Below are 13,462 nucleotides of genomic sequence, written 5' to 3'. Positions count from 1 at the left end.
GCAGTCTGCGCGCGTAGCGCGTCCGAGATTGCGGCGAGCTGGCCCGCGAAGCGGGACTGAGGGGTCGTGAATTCGTCAACGAATTTCTGACGCAGGACACTGGATGACCCCGTGATGTTCGACGGCTTCTGTCGTTATCTGTGTGGTGGTTCGTTGCTGAGCCGTTGGGACGGTAGAGGAATGACGCTTTTCGGGTAGGATGCTCATCGGCCAAGAAGAACCGTGGAGCTTGCGCTCAGTGGTGTCCCTGCTCTGGTGCCCTTTCTCTACTGTGTCCTTTCTCTATCTTTCTTTAATTATCTCTTTTTCTCTCTCTCGCTTGCGCTGCCTTTCTCGCTTGAGCTTTCGCTCGTGCTTCCTCTCGCTTGCGCTTCCTCGTGCTTCCTTTGCACACTTCCTTTGCGCAAGGATTTTTCGGGATTTGCGTTGAGTTCGTAGAATCTTTGCGCTAAGCCTCGTCCCAGCGCAAGGATTCTACGAAGTTCGCCTTCTTTTCGAGAAATCCTTGCGCTAGAGACCTTGCGCTAAAGCACTTGCGCTAAAGCAGTGTGTTGTTTCGGAGTATGGTTGCGCTAAATCAGCGTCCCTCTCTCGTTCCCCTCTAGTGTCCAACTATGGTGCCCCACCATCTAACCCATGAAAACAACAGAAGTCTCTGATGCTCCCGACTTGACGAGCACATGCAAAGCACATCGAGGAACACACGATTCACAGACAAGCCTGTGACGTATGACGTCATCGGCTCACGTCGGCGCATTCACGTCGCTGGTTTGAGTCCTATGCGGCCCGCAGTCGCATACCGGTGAGGATCAAGATATTGAGTCCGACCTTCGACGCTCGTGTTCGCGCCCGCGCGTTTGATGCCCCAGTGCAGGCATGTGTCAGTGCAATGATCCGATTCGCCTTCGACCGTCGCCACCGCTTGTCCGCGCCTGACCATAGTTCCGACAGCCAATGAACTACTAGCGGGCTCGAACGTGGACACCAGACCGGTATTGCGCCCGGTGTGCGTGACGCTCACCACCGACTTGCCGGCCACTGAGCCGCTGAACGAAACGGTGCCTTCCGCCGGGGCTATGATCCTGTCCCCGGATTCGGCAGCCAGATCCACGCCGCGATGTCCTGCCAGCCAGGGTTTTGAAGGCTGATCGAACGCGCGAATCACATCGGGGGAGTCGACGGGCCATGTCATACGCGATGTGCATCCGTCGTCGCTCTGAATCGCCAATGGCAAATGACCTCGTGCATGAGAATCATCCTGAAGGGTCGTCGCGAACGGATGCCGATATGACGCAGACGACTCAGCCCCGCCGAATATCTGCATGGATGTTTGCAAAGCCGGCAGCGTGAGCCGAGTCTGATCTGATCGCCTGATGGAACCACATGAACCGACTTGCAGACGCCAATCAAGAAGCTGCTTCATGCGTGTCGGCGACAGTGAAATCGATGACAGTGAAATCGTTGAACGTGATGGCATCGATCCCACCGTAGGCCGTGACGATGGTTCCACTGACTGTGTCGGCAATGGAACCATCGACGATGCGGCACGCGGCATGATCACGGGAATGCTCAGCATCAGCGTCGCGAGGCAAGCAGCGATCGTCATCGTGATGCGCTGTCGTTGCGCGTGTCCTGGCGCATTGCGAGGTCGGCGGGCATTCGATGACGCGCAGTGCGACGACGATCGCCTAAACCGACGTGCTGCATGACGGTGCAGGAATGTGCATGCTCGACGACAATGGTCTGTCAGACTGCCGATGATACGGGCGAATCGGGTTGTCACGGTTGCACTGGCGGATGTGGCAGTCTGACAGGAACCGAATGGAACGATGTCGAGCGGGTCGGCGTGAAACGGTCTGGAATCAAAGGGGTTGGAATCAAAGGGGACGAGGCCAAACCGGTTGCCGCCGGATGGTGGAGCATTGTCCAAGCGATGCTGATGGTGCCATCTGATTCTCCGCCGAAGTCGGTTTCTCTCCAGCGTCTCCAGTGTGTGACGCGTTCGATTCGCATAGCCGTTCATGGTGCCTCCTCATGCCTCGCATGGTCGACGATCCCGATGATCGTCGACCTGTGGCATCACCATGCATGAATCGGGAGGCAAAGTCCAGCCCAACAGGGTCTTGTGGTCGGAACCTATGCCTGAAAACGGCGAAATGTGGATAACTTGGGTGGCGTCACAGTGTCATCACTGCTTCGGAGCGTAGATGACCGTGTTGATCAGAGTGCGGTATCGGTCGGTGATGGCCTGACGACGTGCCTTGAGACTGGCGGTAAGCAGACCGTTCTCTTCGGTGAACTCATCGGGCACGATTTCGAATTTGCGAATGGATTCCGCGCGAGAAACCAGTTCGTTGGCGACGTTGATCGCCCGCTCGACCTCCGCATGAACGATGGGGCTTGTTGCGGCGCTTGCCAGATCCGGCACCGTTTCGGCTCCCTGCGATTTGAGCCACGCATTGGTTTCCGCAAGATCGAGCGAGACGATGGCCGCGATGAACGGCTTGCGATCCCCTACGACGACGCATTGGCTGACGACTGGCGAGGTCATGACGGAAGCCTCCATCTCACCGGGGGAGACGTTCTTGCCGCCGGCGGTGATGATGAGATCCTTCTTACGACCGGTGATCGACACGAAACCGTCATCGCTGATCTCACCAAGATCGCCGGTGTGCAGCCATCCATCCGTGATCTGCGTGGCGGTGACCTCGGGATGGTTGTGATATCCGGCGCATACCGCGGGACTTTTGATGCACAGCTCCCCGTCGTCGTTCACCGCCATCGTGACACCTTGGAACGGCAGTCCGATCGTGCCGATTCGGTAGCCTACGGCCGGGTTCACGCATGCAGGAGCGCAGGTTTCGGTCATGCCGTACCCCTCCAGCAAGGGCAGTCCCACTCCATTGAAGAAATGCGCGATCGTCACGTCAAGCGGTGCGCCGCCGCAGATCGCATATTCGACGTGCCCTCCGAACACCTCCATGATCGAGGAATACACCAGTGGACGGTACAGTGCATGCTCGGCACGCAGTTTGCGCGGGATGGGATCCCCTGATTGTTGAGCGCGGGACCATGCCTTCGCGGTGGCGGCGGCGCGGGCGAATATGCGACCCTTGATGCCACGTCCGGCTTTCTGCGATGCCGCATTGTAGATCTTTTCGAAAATGCGCGGCACGGCCAGAATGAAGGTGGACTTGAACGAGCCGAAGTCGGCGAGGATCGTCTTGAGATCGCTGGACAGTCCCAAAGTGACGTTGCCGGCGAAGCAGACGAACTGCATGTATCGGGCGAACACATGAGCCAGAGGAAGGAACAGCAGCAGACGACGGCCGGGTTTCCATACCACGTCCGGCATGGTGAGAATGCCGGATTTCGTGATGAAGAGGAAATTGCGATGCGTCAGTTCGATGCCCTTGGGCGTGCCCGTCGAACCGGACGTATAGACGATGGTGGCAAGATCGTCGCCCCTCACCAGCCGCTCGCGTTCCCAGAACTCCTCATCGCTGACGCCACGACCGTATGCCTCTATGGTGTCGAGCGCACCGAATCCGATGACATACACGTCACCCAGCGTCGGACACTGCTCGCGCACCGATTCGATCTTGTCCCGCTGCTCGTCGTTTTCGGCGAACGCCATGCGCACTTCGGAGTCGTTGAAGATCATCTTCACCTGAGCGGGCGAATTGGTCTCATATACAGGCACGGTGAGCGCTCCGATCGACATGATCGCCATGTCCAGAGCGGTCCACTGCCAGCAGGTCCGTGCGATGATCGAAACACTGTCGCCCGGCATGATGCCGCGCGCAATGAGCCCCTTGGCCAGTGCGATCACCTTGTCACGGAACTGCGTGGCACTGAACGAGGCCCACTGCCCTTCGGAGCTCTTGTATTCGACCAGCGAGTCGTCCGGCGTGCGCTGCGCCCTCTCCTCAAGAAGGGAGAACAGGTTCCCGTCATCGTCTATGGGCTGTTCAAGAGGACGAGTAAATTCGCGATGCATGACTACTCCTATCGTGTGCTCTGACGCGTCGTGTGCGGTGTGTTCAGGCGTTCGGCGCCTTGGCCCCGATGTCATGGCGATAGAACATGCCGGTGACGTCAAGTCGGTCGAGGATCGCGTAGACCTTGCCCTGGGCGGTTCTGATGTCGGGGGCGCTGGTTTCGACGAAGAGCACACGGCCGGATGATGCGATCAGTCGACCATCGTCATCGTTCGTCACTCCGGCATAGTAGACATGCGAGTCGCTGTCCACGGTGATGTCGGGGATTGGCACGCCGGTGACGACATCGGTCGGATAGCCGTCGGACGCGAGAACGACGCCGAGCGTTGCACCATCCTCGACCCATGTGAATTGCGGCTCGACTCCGTTGAGAATCGCGCTGATCGATGCCGCGAGATCGCTGGTGAGACGCGGCAGCACCACTTCGGTCTCCGGGTCGCCGAATCGGGCGTTGAATTCGATGACCTTCGGCCCCTGTGCGGTGGCGATGAGTCCGGCGTAGAGGATGCCGGTGAACGGCGTGCCTTCGGCGGCCATCGCTTCGACGGTGGGACGGACGATGTCGTTGATCGCGGCTTCGATCACGTCATTTCCGATCTGAGGCACTGGGCTGTATGCGCCCATGCCGCCCGTGTTCGGCCCCTTGTCTCCATCCCATGCGCGCTTGTGATCCTGGGCGATGGGCATGGGCCAGAACTCGGTGCCGCGCACGAAGCTCATCAGAGAGAACTCCTGGCCTTCGAGATAATCCTCGATGACGACCTTGGCTCCCGCGTTGCCGAAGCGATGGTCGATGAAGATGTCGTCCAGCGCCTTGACCGCAGTGTCCTCGTCCATGGCCACGGTCACGCCCTTGCCGGCGGCCAGGCCGTCTGCCTTGATGACGATCGGCGCGCCATGCTCGCGCACGTAGGCGATGGAATCATCCAGATTGTCGAACGTGCGATATCTGGCGGTGGGGATGCCGTGACGTTCCATGAGACGCTTGGCGAAGTCCTTCGAGCCTTCGATCTGCGCCGCAGCCTTGCTCGGTCCGAACGCCTTGATGCCTGCGGCCTCCATATCATCGACAAGACCTTCGATCAGCGGAACTTCGGGGCCGACGAACACCCAGTCGTAATGGTTGTCCTGAACGAAAGCGATGAGTGCGGCATGATTCGACTCGTCGATCTGCGTGGTACGGATGCCGTCGAGCTCCATGCCGGGATTGCCCGGGGCCACGGTGACCTCGTCGACGCTGCCGCCTCGCAGCAGCGCATGCGCGATGGCATGCTCTCGTGCGCCCGACCCGATGACCAGAACCTTCTGTCCCATGTTGTCCATCGTCCTTTCCGTCACATTCCCTTATGCAGCTGCACGCGGGTGCCGTCCACGTCCTTGACGATGCGGCCCACCGTGTAGTGCCTCTCCTGCTCCTGATCGAGGATACGCTCGACTTCGGCGACCTTGTCCGGTGCGACGACGAGCACCATGCCGATGCCCATGTTGAAGATGTTGTACATCTCCAGCTCGTCCACGTCGCCCAGCTTCTCAAGCAGACGGAAGATCGGCGGCACATCCCAGCTGGTGATGTCGAACGCGGCGGCCAGTCCCTCGGGAATGATGCGCGGCACCTTCTCGATGAATGCGCCACCGGTGATGTGGGCCACGCCGTGCAGCAGGTCGTCGCCGGCAAACAGGGGCTTCAGCGGCTTCGCGTAGATGCGCGTGGGCTTCAGGATCTCCTCGCCCAGCGTCTCGCCGCCCAGCTCTTCGGGCTTGGAATCGACGGTCAGGTCGTGGTCCTTGAACAGGATCTTGCGCACCAGCGAATAGCCGTTGGAATGGATGCCGGAGGATGGCAGACCGATGAGCACGTCGCCTTCGGCGATGGCGCTGCCATCGATGATCTTCGACTTCTCCACGACACCGACGGTGAAACCGGCCAGGTCGTATTCGTCGGCATCATACATGTCGGGCATTTCCGCGGTCTCGCCGCCGACCAGTGCGGCACCGGCGTCCACGCAGCCGTCGGCCACGCCTTTGACGACCTGTTCGAGCAGGGCCGGATCGTTCTTGCCGCAGGCGATGTAGTCGAGGAAGAACAGCGGCTCGGCACCCTGCGCGAGGATGTCGTTGACGCACATGGCCACGCAGTCCTGACCGATCGTGTCATGCTTGTTCATCATCTTGGCCACCATGAGCTTGGTACCCACGCCATCCGTGCCGGAAACCAGCACCGGTTCCTTGTAGCCGAGGGAGGCGAGATCGAACAGACCGCCGAAACCGCCGATGCCACCGGCGCCGGGACGTGCCGTTCGTGCCACATGTGCTTTGATGCGATTGACGACCTCATAACCTGCTTCGACGCTCACACCGGCGTTCTCGTAGGCTTTGGGCATGTTTCTCTCCTTGTTCTATGGTCGTTCCATGGTCGTTTACAGTCGTTGCCGACCTTCTCACGGTCGGTGCAGGCGCCAGACACGGCTGGCGCAAAGGTGCCGGCGATAGCGGGAGCGTCAGTCGTCAGCCGGCTTCACAGCGTATTCGTTGCCCTCGTACTTGCTTTTGTACAAAGCGAATTCCGGGAGCCTGACGCGGTCCTGCGGGGTGAGCGACTTGAGGAAGTCCGCTTCGTAGTCATCCAGCGCGGTCGGATAGTCGCCATTGAAATAGGCGACGCACAGTCCTCCGTACGGGGCGTTCGCGTTCAGACCTATCGATTCGACCAGTCCATCGAGCGACAGGAACGCGAGAGAGTCCGCGCCGATGTACTGGCGTATCTCCTCGACGCTTTTGTGCCCTGCAATGAGCTCGCGCGTAGTGGAGATGTCGATGCCGTAGAAGCACGGGTATTTGAGGGGCGGCGAGCTGATGCGCATATGCACTTCAGCGGCGCCCGCCTCCTTGAGCAGCTGCACGATGCGCTTCGAGGTGGTTCCGCGAACTATCGAATCGTCGATGACGACGACGCGTTTGCCCTTGACCACGCCTCGCACCGCGGACAGCTTCATCCTCACACCCTGCTCCCGCAGCTCCTGCGTGGGTTGGATGAACGTGCGGGCGACGTACTGGTTTTTGATCAGGCCCATCTCATTGGGAAGATGCGCGGCTTCGGCATAACCCGATGCCGCCGACAGCGACGAGTTCGGCACGCCGATCACCATGTCGGCATCCGCCGGAGCCTCTGCGGCAAGCCTTGCGCCCATGCGCTTTCGGGCGGAATGCACGTTGACGCCGTAGATGTCGGAGTCCGGACGCGCGAAGTAGATGAACTCCATCGAGCAGATGGCGAGCTGCGTTTTGCTGGTGTACTGGACGATCTTGTATCCGTGATCGGAGACCACGACGATCTCGCCGGGACGGATGTTGCGCACGAGTTCGGCACCGACCACGTCGAGTGCGCAGGTCTCTGATGCCAGCACGTATGCGCCGTTCTTCATGCGGCCGAGCGAGAGGGGTCTGAATCCGTTCGGATCGAGGGCCCCTATCATCGCCGTCTCGGTCATCAGCAGGTAGGCGAATCCGCCGTGAACAGTGTTGAGCGCCTCCTTGAGCTTGTCCATGAACGCGGACTTGGAGGAGCGACGGATGAGATGCATAAGCACCTCGGTGTCGGAGTTCGAGTGGAAGATCGCACCCTCGTTCTCAAGATTGCGGCGCAGCGTCTGGCAATTGGTGAGATTGCCGTTGTGGCACAGTGCCATGTCGCCGTCGTGGAATCGAAAGATGAACGGCTGGATGTTGTCGGTGGACCCGGATCCGGAGGTCGCATAGCGCACGTGACCGATGGCACGGTCGCCCTTCAGGCGGGAGATCTCATGCTCGTCGCTGAAGACCTGAGTGAGCAGTCCGAGCCCACGATGGCCGATGAGGTGGCCGTGGTCGTTGGAGACGATTCCTGCTCCCTCCTGACCTCGATGCTGCAGCGCATGCAATCCGAAATACGTCAGACGGGCGGCGTCGGGGTGCCCCCAGACTCCGAAGATTCCGCATTCCTCATGAATGTCTTCAAGTTCAGCTGACAAGCCAAGGCTCCCTTCCAAAACCGTGGGACTGGGGATTCGCTATCCGTCCACACTATCAATCGGCGGCTACATCGGTGCGTTCGCTTGCGATGACGCGGGGTCGGGCGGTTGCGTGCGCCTTGGGCGACGCGCCGATGTTCAAACAGTTGTTCGATCACTGTAGTACGATTGTTCGACATCGAGGTCGGTGTGTCGTAGGGTCGGGGCACCGATGCGATGTCGGAACACCTGATGGTGACGAAACGATGACGAAAGGAGTGCGCTATGGCGACGGGAAGCGTCTATGTGGCGGTTGATCTCAAATCGTTCTATGCCTCTGCGGAATGCGTGGCGCGTGGGCTTGATCCGCTCTGCACCAACCTTGTGGTCGCTGACGTCTCTCGTACCAGCAAGACCATCTGTCTGGCGGTGTCTCCCTCGCTCAAGGAATATGGCCTTGGCGGGCGAGCCCGACTGTTCGAGGTCATGGAGGTCATGTCTCGCGTCAACGAGGCCCGTAGGCTGCGCGCACCCGGTCGGCGCTTTGCCGGCGAGTCCTGCGACGCCCGCGAACTCGCCGCCGATCCGTCCCTATGTGCGCGCTACATCGCGGCCATGCCGAGAATGGCGCATTACCTTGACGTCAGCGCGCATATCTACGGCATCTATCTGCGGTATGCCTCGCCGCGGGACATTCACGTATATTCCGTGGACGAGGTGTTCATGGATGTGACGCACTATCTGTCGATGTACGGACTGACTCCGCATGATCTGGCAAGGACGATCGTCCGGCAGATCATGCGGGAGACGGGCATCACGGCCACTGCGGGCATCGGATCGAATCTGTATCTTGCCAAAGTGGCCATGGATGTCGTCGCCAAACACATGCCGGCCGATCGTGACGGTGTTCGTGTCGCCGAACTCGATGAGCGCTCGTATAGGCGGCTTCTGTGGAATCATCGTCCGCTGACCGACTTCTGGCGTGTGGGGAGAGGTTATGCGCGTCGGCTGGAAGGCAAGGGGCTGTTCACGATGGGTGACATCGCCCGCTGTTCGATCGGAGGTGCGGGCGACTACTACAACGAGGAGCTGCTGTACCGCATGTTCGGGGTGAACGCCGAACTGCTGATCGATCATGCCTGGGGATGGGAGCCGTGCACGATCGACGACATCAAGGCGTATGCGCCGCAAGCCCACAGCGCCAGTGTCGGTCAGGTGCTTACCGGGCCTGCGGACAGTGCGACCGCTTTGCTGATAGCCAAGGAGATGGCCGATACTCTCGCTCTCGACCTGACCGGCAGAGGCGCGTGCACGAATCGAATCACCCTGTCGATCGGATATGACTCCGGCAGTCTCGATCCCAGACGGCTTGATGATTGCGTGGATGACGCGTTGAGGAAACAGGCGAAGAGGGCCGCGCGGGAGTACCAAGGGCCCGTCGGCATCGATCATTACGGGCGCAGAGTTCCCGAAGCGGCCGGCGGTTCGATCGCTCTAGGCGGGTACACCGCTTCGGCCGATAGGATTCGCGCGGCCGTGACGACGGTGTTTCTTCGTGTTGCAGATCCCCTGCTGCTCGTGCGTCGTCTTACCGTGGTGGCCGGGGACCTGTCAACCGATGCGCGGCGCATGGCGGGGAAACGATATGAGCAGCCTGACCTGTTCGCGACATCGGCGGCTTCTGATTCTTCGTGCACCGATTCGTTGTGCGCTGATTCGTCGGGTGTTGATTGTGAAAGCGTCCGGGCGTCGCCGGACGGGCGATCGGCATCGCGGGAGCGTCGCAGCGAGAACGTGCAGCGTGCGATGCTCGCCGTCAGGCGACGGTATGGTCGCAACGCCGTGCTCAAGGCGATGGATATGGAGCCGGGGGCCACGGGAATCGAGCGGAACCAACAGATCGGAGGGCATCGGGCATGACCTTGCAAACCACCAGTCGCTACGACGACATCATTGACATGCCTCATCATGTCTCGCGCAGGCATCCGCCGATGCCACGGCTCGATCGAGCCGCCCAGTTCATGCCGTTCGCGGCATTGAGCGGATATGAGCAGATCATTGCGCGCAAGGCGCAGGAGGTGGAACGGGAGGTGCAGAAAAGGAACCGTCTCTTCGATTGCGATTTCGGTGCCTAAGGCGGAAGACTCGAAGCCTATGGCCATGGTCGATAATCGTGTGCATCCAACACAGGACACTATTGTGCCGCGTCAGAAGTTCGTTGATCATATTGTTGGCTCCCCTTGTCAGGGGAGCTGGCCCGCGAAGCGGGACTGAGGGGTAGTGAATTCGTCAATGAATTTCTGACACAGGACACTAGCCGTCGAATGCATTGCGATACACGTCGATAAGCCGCTGCAGACCCATCGAGGCGTTCGCCGGACTGGTGGACGGCAGTGGGATCATCGGCGTGGTCAGATCGGCCTTCTCCAACTGCGGCGCGATGAGCCGGCAGTACAGTCGTGCCGCCGTGCCGCCCGTCGTATAGATGCGCGTGATCGGCGCACCACGAAGAATCGGCGTGATGTCATTGGCCGTCGCATTGCGGATGCTGGCATCGGATGCGCCGACGATGTCACATGAGGCGATGACATCCCAGAGAGCCACATGGTGACGCAATGCGAATGCACGACGAGAAGCGGGAGCATCGCCGGGAACATCGGCCGGGTCATTCGGATCGGAGAACAGCGCCTGCATCACCGGCCAGAACCGGTTGCGCGGGTGCATGTAGTAGAACGACTCCTCGCGGGATTTTGGACTGGGCATCGAGCCCAGTATCAGCAGACGGGATTCGGCGTCCCATACCGGTCCGAATCCATGCTGCACATGGGTGACTGGTGGCGTGCAGGAGGCGTTGGCGGCGTGATGGACGGCTTTGCCTTGCAAAGCGTCGGTACTGCCGCATATGGAGTCAGTGTGTGGGGAGGGTCGTTCCATCGTTCATATCCTACCCAGTGAGGCAAACGCAGCATGCGTCTGGGCCTGGATACGCGGGTAGGTCCGCAGCTGATCCGTATCCGGGCTTGTTTCTGGCCAGGGAGCGTTTCCGCTGCGCGCTTCCGGAAGGTCATTGGGAACAGGCTCTTGGGAACAAAATGATCGTAGGAAAGTGAGGATACAATGCGAAATCCGGGAATTGCCGGCCTAGGGCGGGCATGCGGTAGTCTCGGTCATATGCCGATTTCCGCTGAAGTGTTGACCAATCCGAAGGCCGAGCGCATACGTCGCGTCGCCGATCTTGCGAACCGTCGATCGAGAGAACGCTATGGCCGCTTCCTCGTCGAAGGACCGCAGTCCGTGCGCGAGGCGGTCCTGTGCCGTCCTGATGTCGTCCGTGATGTCTACGTCACGGTCGACGGCGACGAACCGGATTCGCCGATCTCGTTCGTCGCTGCGGCCAAAATCGCCGGTCAAGCGCTGAACACCGGCATCTATGTGCACAAGATCACCGCGCAGGTGATGGCGAGAATCAGCACCGATGCGCAGGGCATCGTCGCCGTCGGCGACCTGGGGGCGATGGTCGGTTCGGATTCGGGTGTCGGTGCGGGTGTCGGTGAGACAACCGGCGGCGCCGCAGACAGGCGGGCCGCTGCAGATGGGGGTACCGACGAAAACGGTTCCGTTGTGCACAACGATGCCACGCACAACGATGCCACGCATGGCGATGCCGATGCGCGGGGCGCATCTGGAATGATCGCGGCGTTCTGGCAGGTGCGGGACCCCGGCAACGCCGGAACGGTCATCCGCGTCGCCGATGCGGCCGGATGCAGGGCGGTGGTGTTCGTTGACGATTGCGTGGACATGTTCAATCCCAAGGTGATTCGCGCGACCGCGGGATCGCTGTTTCATCTGCCGGTCCTCACGATGCGCACCGACGAATTCTTCGACTGGGCGAAGAACGGCGACCGACCTGTGATCGCCGCCGATGTGCACGGCACTGAGCTGCGTCGACCCGAATCGCTGCCTGACGTCCTCGCAGCATGGGCGCAACCGGAGGGGATCGAGCGTGAGCCATCGCCGGTCGTGCTCTTCGGCAACGAGGCGCGCGGTCTTGCGGACGATGTGCTCGCGCGTGTCGGACGCATCGTCTCCATTCCGATATACGGGCGAGCGGAATCGCTCAACCTTGCGACCAGCGCCTCCGCCATGCTCATGAGCATGGCCATGGCTGCGCATCGGGCGGGGCGTCACGCGGCGTAGCTCCGGCACTGCGCACGGTACGGCACTGCGCATGGTACGGTATGGCACAGCGCTGCCGGCACGGCGTCGGCACCGTGTGCGGCATAAGAGGTTGTCGAGTCGTATGGGGACAATGAGAATTTGGTTCAATGCCTGAAAAGCGTGTGTTCTTGCGCATGCGCAGGCTGTACGACGACTATTGAGACTATTAGCCAAGCTACAAGGCAAGGAGAGGGTGCTCGTGGCTCAAGTGCAATTCGACGCCCAGGCGGTGACCCGTGCGGTCACCGACGGCATCGCAACAATCGGGAACGTCTCCAGCTCCGCGGAGCTGAAGGCCGTCAAAAGCGAGGTCATCGCCGCACTGACCGCGGCGAGCAAGGCCATCGGATCGTTGCCGAAGGACGAGAAGAAGGATGCCGGCAAGCTCATGAGCCAGCTGCGCGCCGATTTCGGCCGCGCCTTCGGTGCCAAGGAGGCTCAGGTCAAGGCTGACGAGGAGGCTCGGGCGCTTGCCGCCGAGACCGTCGACATGACGATGCCGATCGAGCGTAGGCCGCTTGGCGCGCGCCATCCGATCTCCCGCGTCATCGAGGACATCGAGGACTTCTTCGTTTCGATGGGCTGGCAGATCTCCGCGGGCCCCGAAGTGGAGACCGAATGGTACAACTTCGATGCGCTGAACTTCGGCCCGGACCATCCCGCACGCCAGATGCAGGACACCTTCTACGTCAAGGGCAATCAGGCCAAGGACGCCGCCGGATTCGTCGGCTCCAACATGGTCGTGCGCACGCAGACCTCCTCCGATCAGGTGCGTGCCCTCATCACCCGCGGCGTTCCACTGTACATCGCCAGCCCGGGTCGCGTGTTCCGCACCGACGAGCTGGATGCCACCCACACCCCGGTATTCCACCAGTGCGAGGCGCTCGCTGTCGACAAGCATCTGACCATGGCCGACCTCAAGGGCGTGCTCGACAAGCTCGCCGTCGCCATGTTCGGTCCCGAGGCCAAGACCCGCCTGCGCCCGAGCTACTTCCCGTTCACCGAGCCGAGCGCCGAGCTCGACCTGTGGTTCCCCGACAAGAAGGGCGGCCCGGGCTGGCTCGAATGGGGCGGCTGCGGCATGGTCAACCCGAACGTGCTCAAATCCGCGGGCATCGATCCGAATGTGTATACGGGATTCGCGTTCGGCGTCGGCGTGGAGCGCACGCTGCTGCTGCGCCACGACATCAACGACATGCACGACCTCGTCGAGGGTGACGTGCGATTCAGCGAACAGTTTGTGATGGGGGAGTGATA

11 protein-coding genes are annotated in these 13,462 nt (G+C 60.8%); 5 read left to right on the top strand and 6 right to left on the bottom strand.

Annotated features, from left to right (window positions below; translation table 11 throughout):
• Positions 1–757: 757 nt before the first annotated feature.
• Positions 758–1,192, bottom strand: a complete 435-nt coding sequence (locus EHS19_RS11335; RefSeq protein ID WP_241677095.1) for a M23 family metallopeptidase — start codon at positions 1,190–1,192, stop codon at positions 758–760.
• Positions 1,193–1,421: 229 nt separating this feature from the next.
• Between EHS19_RS11335 and EHS19_RS11330 the strand changes: the two genes are divergently transcribed.
• Positions 1,422–1,709, top strand: a complete 288-nt coding sequence (locus EHS19_RS11330; protein ID WP_241677094.1) for a hypothetical protein — start codon at positions 1,422–1,424, stop codon at positions 1,707–1,709.
• Between the two features lie 479 nt (positions 1,710–2,188).
• On the opposite strand, the gene EHS19_RS05235 is transcribed toward EHS19_RS11330, so the two are convergent.
• The 4 genes from EHS19_RS05235 to purF all read right to left on the bottom strand — a co-directional run bounded on the left by EHS19_RS05235 (position 2,189) and on the right by purF (position 8,008).
• Positions 2,189–4,000 carry an AMP-dependent synthetase/ligase gene (locus EHS19_RS05235; protein ID WP_151916731.1) on the bottom strand — a complete coding sequence of 604 codons (1,812 nt, stop codon included), beginning with the start codon at positions 3,998–4,000 and terminating at the stop codon, positions 2,189–2,191.
• 43 nt (positions 4,001–4,043) lie between these two features.
• Complete coding sequence (purD, locus tag EHS19_RS05230) at positions 4,044–5,315, bottom strand: phosphoribosylamine--glycine ligase (protein WP_151916730.1); 1,272 nt, start codon at positions 5,313–5,315, stop codon at positions 4,044–4,046.
• A 20-nt stretch (positions 5,316–5,335) separates the two neighbouring features.
• Positions 5,336–6,382, bottom strand: a complete 1,047-nt coding sequence (purM, locus tag EHS19_RS05225; protein WP_151916729.1) for a phosphoribosylformylglycinamidine cyclo-ligase — start codon at positions 6,380–6,382, stop codon at positions 5,336–5,338.
• Positions 6,383–6,499: 117 nt separating this feature from the next.
• Complete coding sequence (purF, locus tag EHS19_RS05220) at positions 6,500–8,008, bottom strand: amidophosphoribosyltransferase (RefSeq protein WP_151916728.1); 1,509 nt, start codon at positions 8,006–8,008, stop codon at positions 6,500–6,502.
• Positions 8,009–8,272: 264 nt separating this feature from the next.
• Here purF and EHS19_RS05215 point away from each other — a divergent pair, with 264 nt between their 5' ends.
• A complete protein-coding gene (locus EHS19_RS05215) occupies positions 8,273–9,907 on the top strand; it encodes a Y-family DNA polymerase (RefSeq protein ID WP_151916727.1) in 1,635 nt (544 codons plus the stop codon).
• A complete protein-coding gene (locus tag EHS19_RS05210) occupies positions 9,904–10,122 on the top strand; it encodes a hypothetical protein (RefSeq protein ID WP_151916726.1) in 219 nt (72 codons plus the stop codon). Before EHS19_RS05215 ends, EHS19_RS05210 begins: the two co-directional genes overlap by 4 nt.
• Before the next feature lie 178 nt (positions 10,123–10,300).
• Here the strand turns inward: EHS19_RS05210 and EHS19_RS05205 are convergent, their stop codons facing one another.
• Complete coding sequence (locus EHS19_RS05205) at positions 10,301–10,921, bottom strand: DNA-deoxyinosine glycosylase (RefSeq protein ID WP_151916725.1); 621 nt, start codon at positions 10,919–10,921, stop codon at positions 10,301–10,303.
• Between the two features lie 237 nt (positions 10,922–11,158).
• On the opposite strand from EHS19_RS05205, the gene EHS19_RS05200 reads away from it, so the two are divergent.
• On the top strand, positions 11,159–12,184 hold the full coding sequence (locus tag EHS19_RS05200; RefSeq protein WP_241677093.1) for a TrmH family RNA methyltransferase: 1,026 nt from the start codon (positions 11,159–11,161) through the stop codon (positions 12,182–12,184).
• 220 nt (positions 12,185–12,404) lie between these two features.
• Positions 12,405–13,460, top strand: coding sequence for a phenylalanine--tRNA ligase subunit alpha (gene pheS / locus EHS19_RS05195; protein ID WP_421745289.1), 1,056 nt, complete (start codon positions 12,405–12,407; stop codon positions 13,458–13,460).
• The last annotated feature ends 2 nt before the right edge of the window (positions 13,461–13,462 follow it).

Origin of the sequence: Bifidobacterium jacchi (genome assembly GCF_009078285.1) — a bacterium.
Taxonomy (GTDB): Bacteria; Actinomycetota; Actinomycetes; order Actinomycetales; family Bifidobacteriaceae; genus Bifidobacterium; species Bifidobacterium jacchi.
Note: the sequence above shows the minus strand (reverse complement) of the source record. Positions and strands in the feature narration are given on the sequence as shown.

Bases quoted from the DNA above. Each gene is read 5' to 3' on its own strand.
- EHS19_RS11335 (WP_241677095.1), bottom strand. From the start codon at position 1,192: ATGACATGGCCCGTCGACTCCCCCGATGTGATTCGCGCGTTCGATCAG.
- EHS19_RS11330 (WP_241677094.1), top strand. From the start codon at position 1,422: ATGCGTGTCGGCGACAGTGAAATCGATGACAGTGAAATCGTTGAACGT.
- EHS19_RS05235 (WP_151916731.1), bottom strand. From the start codon at position 4,000: ATGCATCGCGAATTTACTCGTCCTCTTGAACAGCCCATAGACGATGAC.
- purD (WP_151916730.1), bottom strand. From the start codon at position 5,315: ATGGGACAGAAGGTTCTGGTCATCGGGTCGGGCGCACGAGAGCATGCC.
- purM (WP_151916729.1), bottom strand. From the start codon at position 6,382: ATGCCCAAAGCCTACGAGAACGCCGGTGTGAGCGTCGAAGCAGGTTAT.
- EHS19_RS05215 (WP_151916727.1), top strand. From the start codon at position 8,273: ATGGCGACGGGAAGCGTCTATGTGGCGGTTGATCTCAAATCGTTCTAT.
- EHS19_RS05210 (WP_151916726.1), top strand. From the start codon at position 9,904: ATGACCTTGCAAACCACCAGTCGCTACGACGACATCATTGACATGCCT.
- EHS19_RS05205 (WP_151916725.1), bottom strand. From the start codon at position 10,921: ATGGAACGACCCTCCCCACACACTGACTCCATATGCGGCAGTACCGAC.
- EHS19_RS05200 (WP_241677093.1), top strand. From the start codon at position 11,159: ATGCCGATTTCCGCTGAAGTGTTGACCAATCCGAAGGCCGAGCGCATA.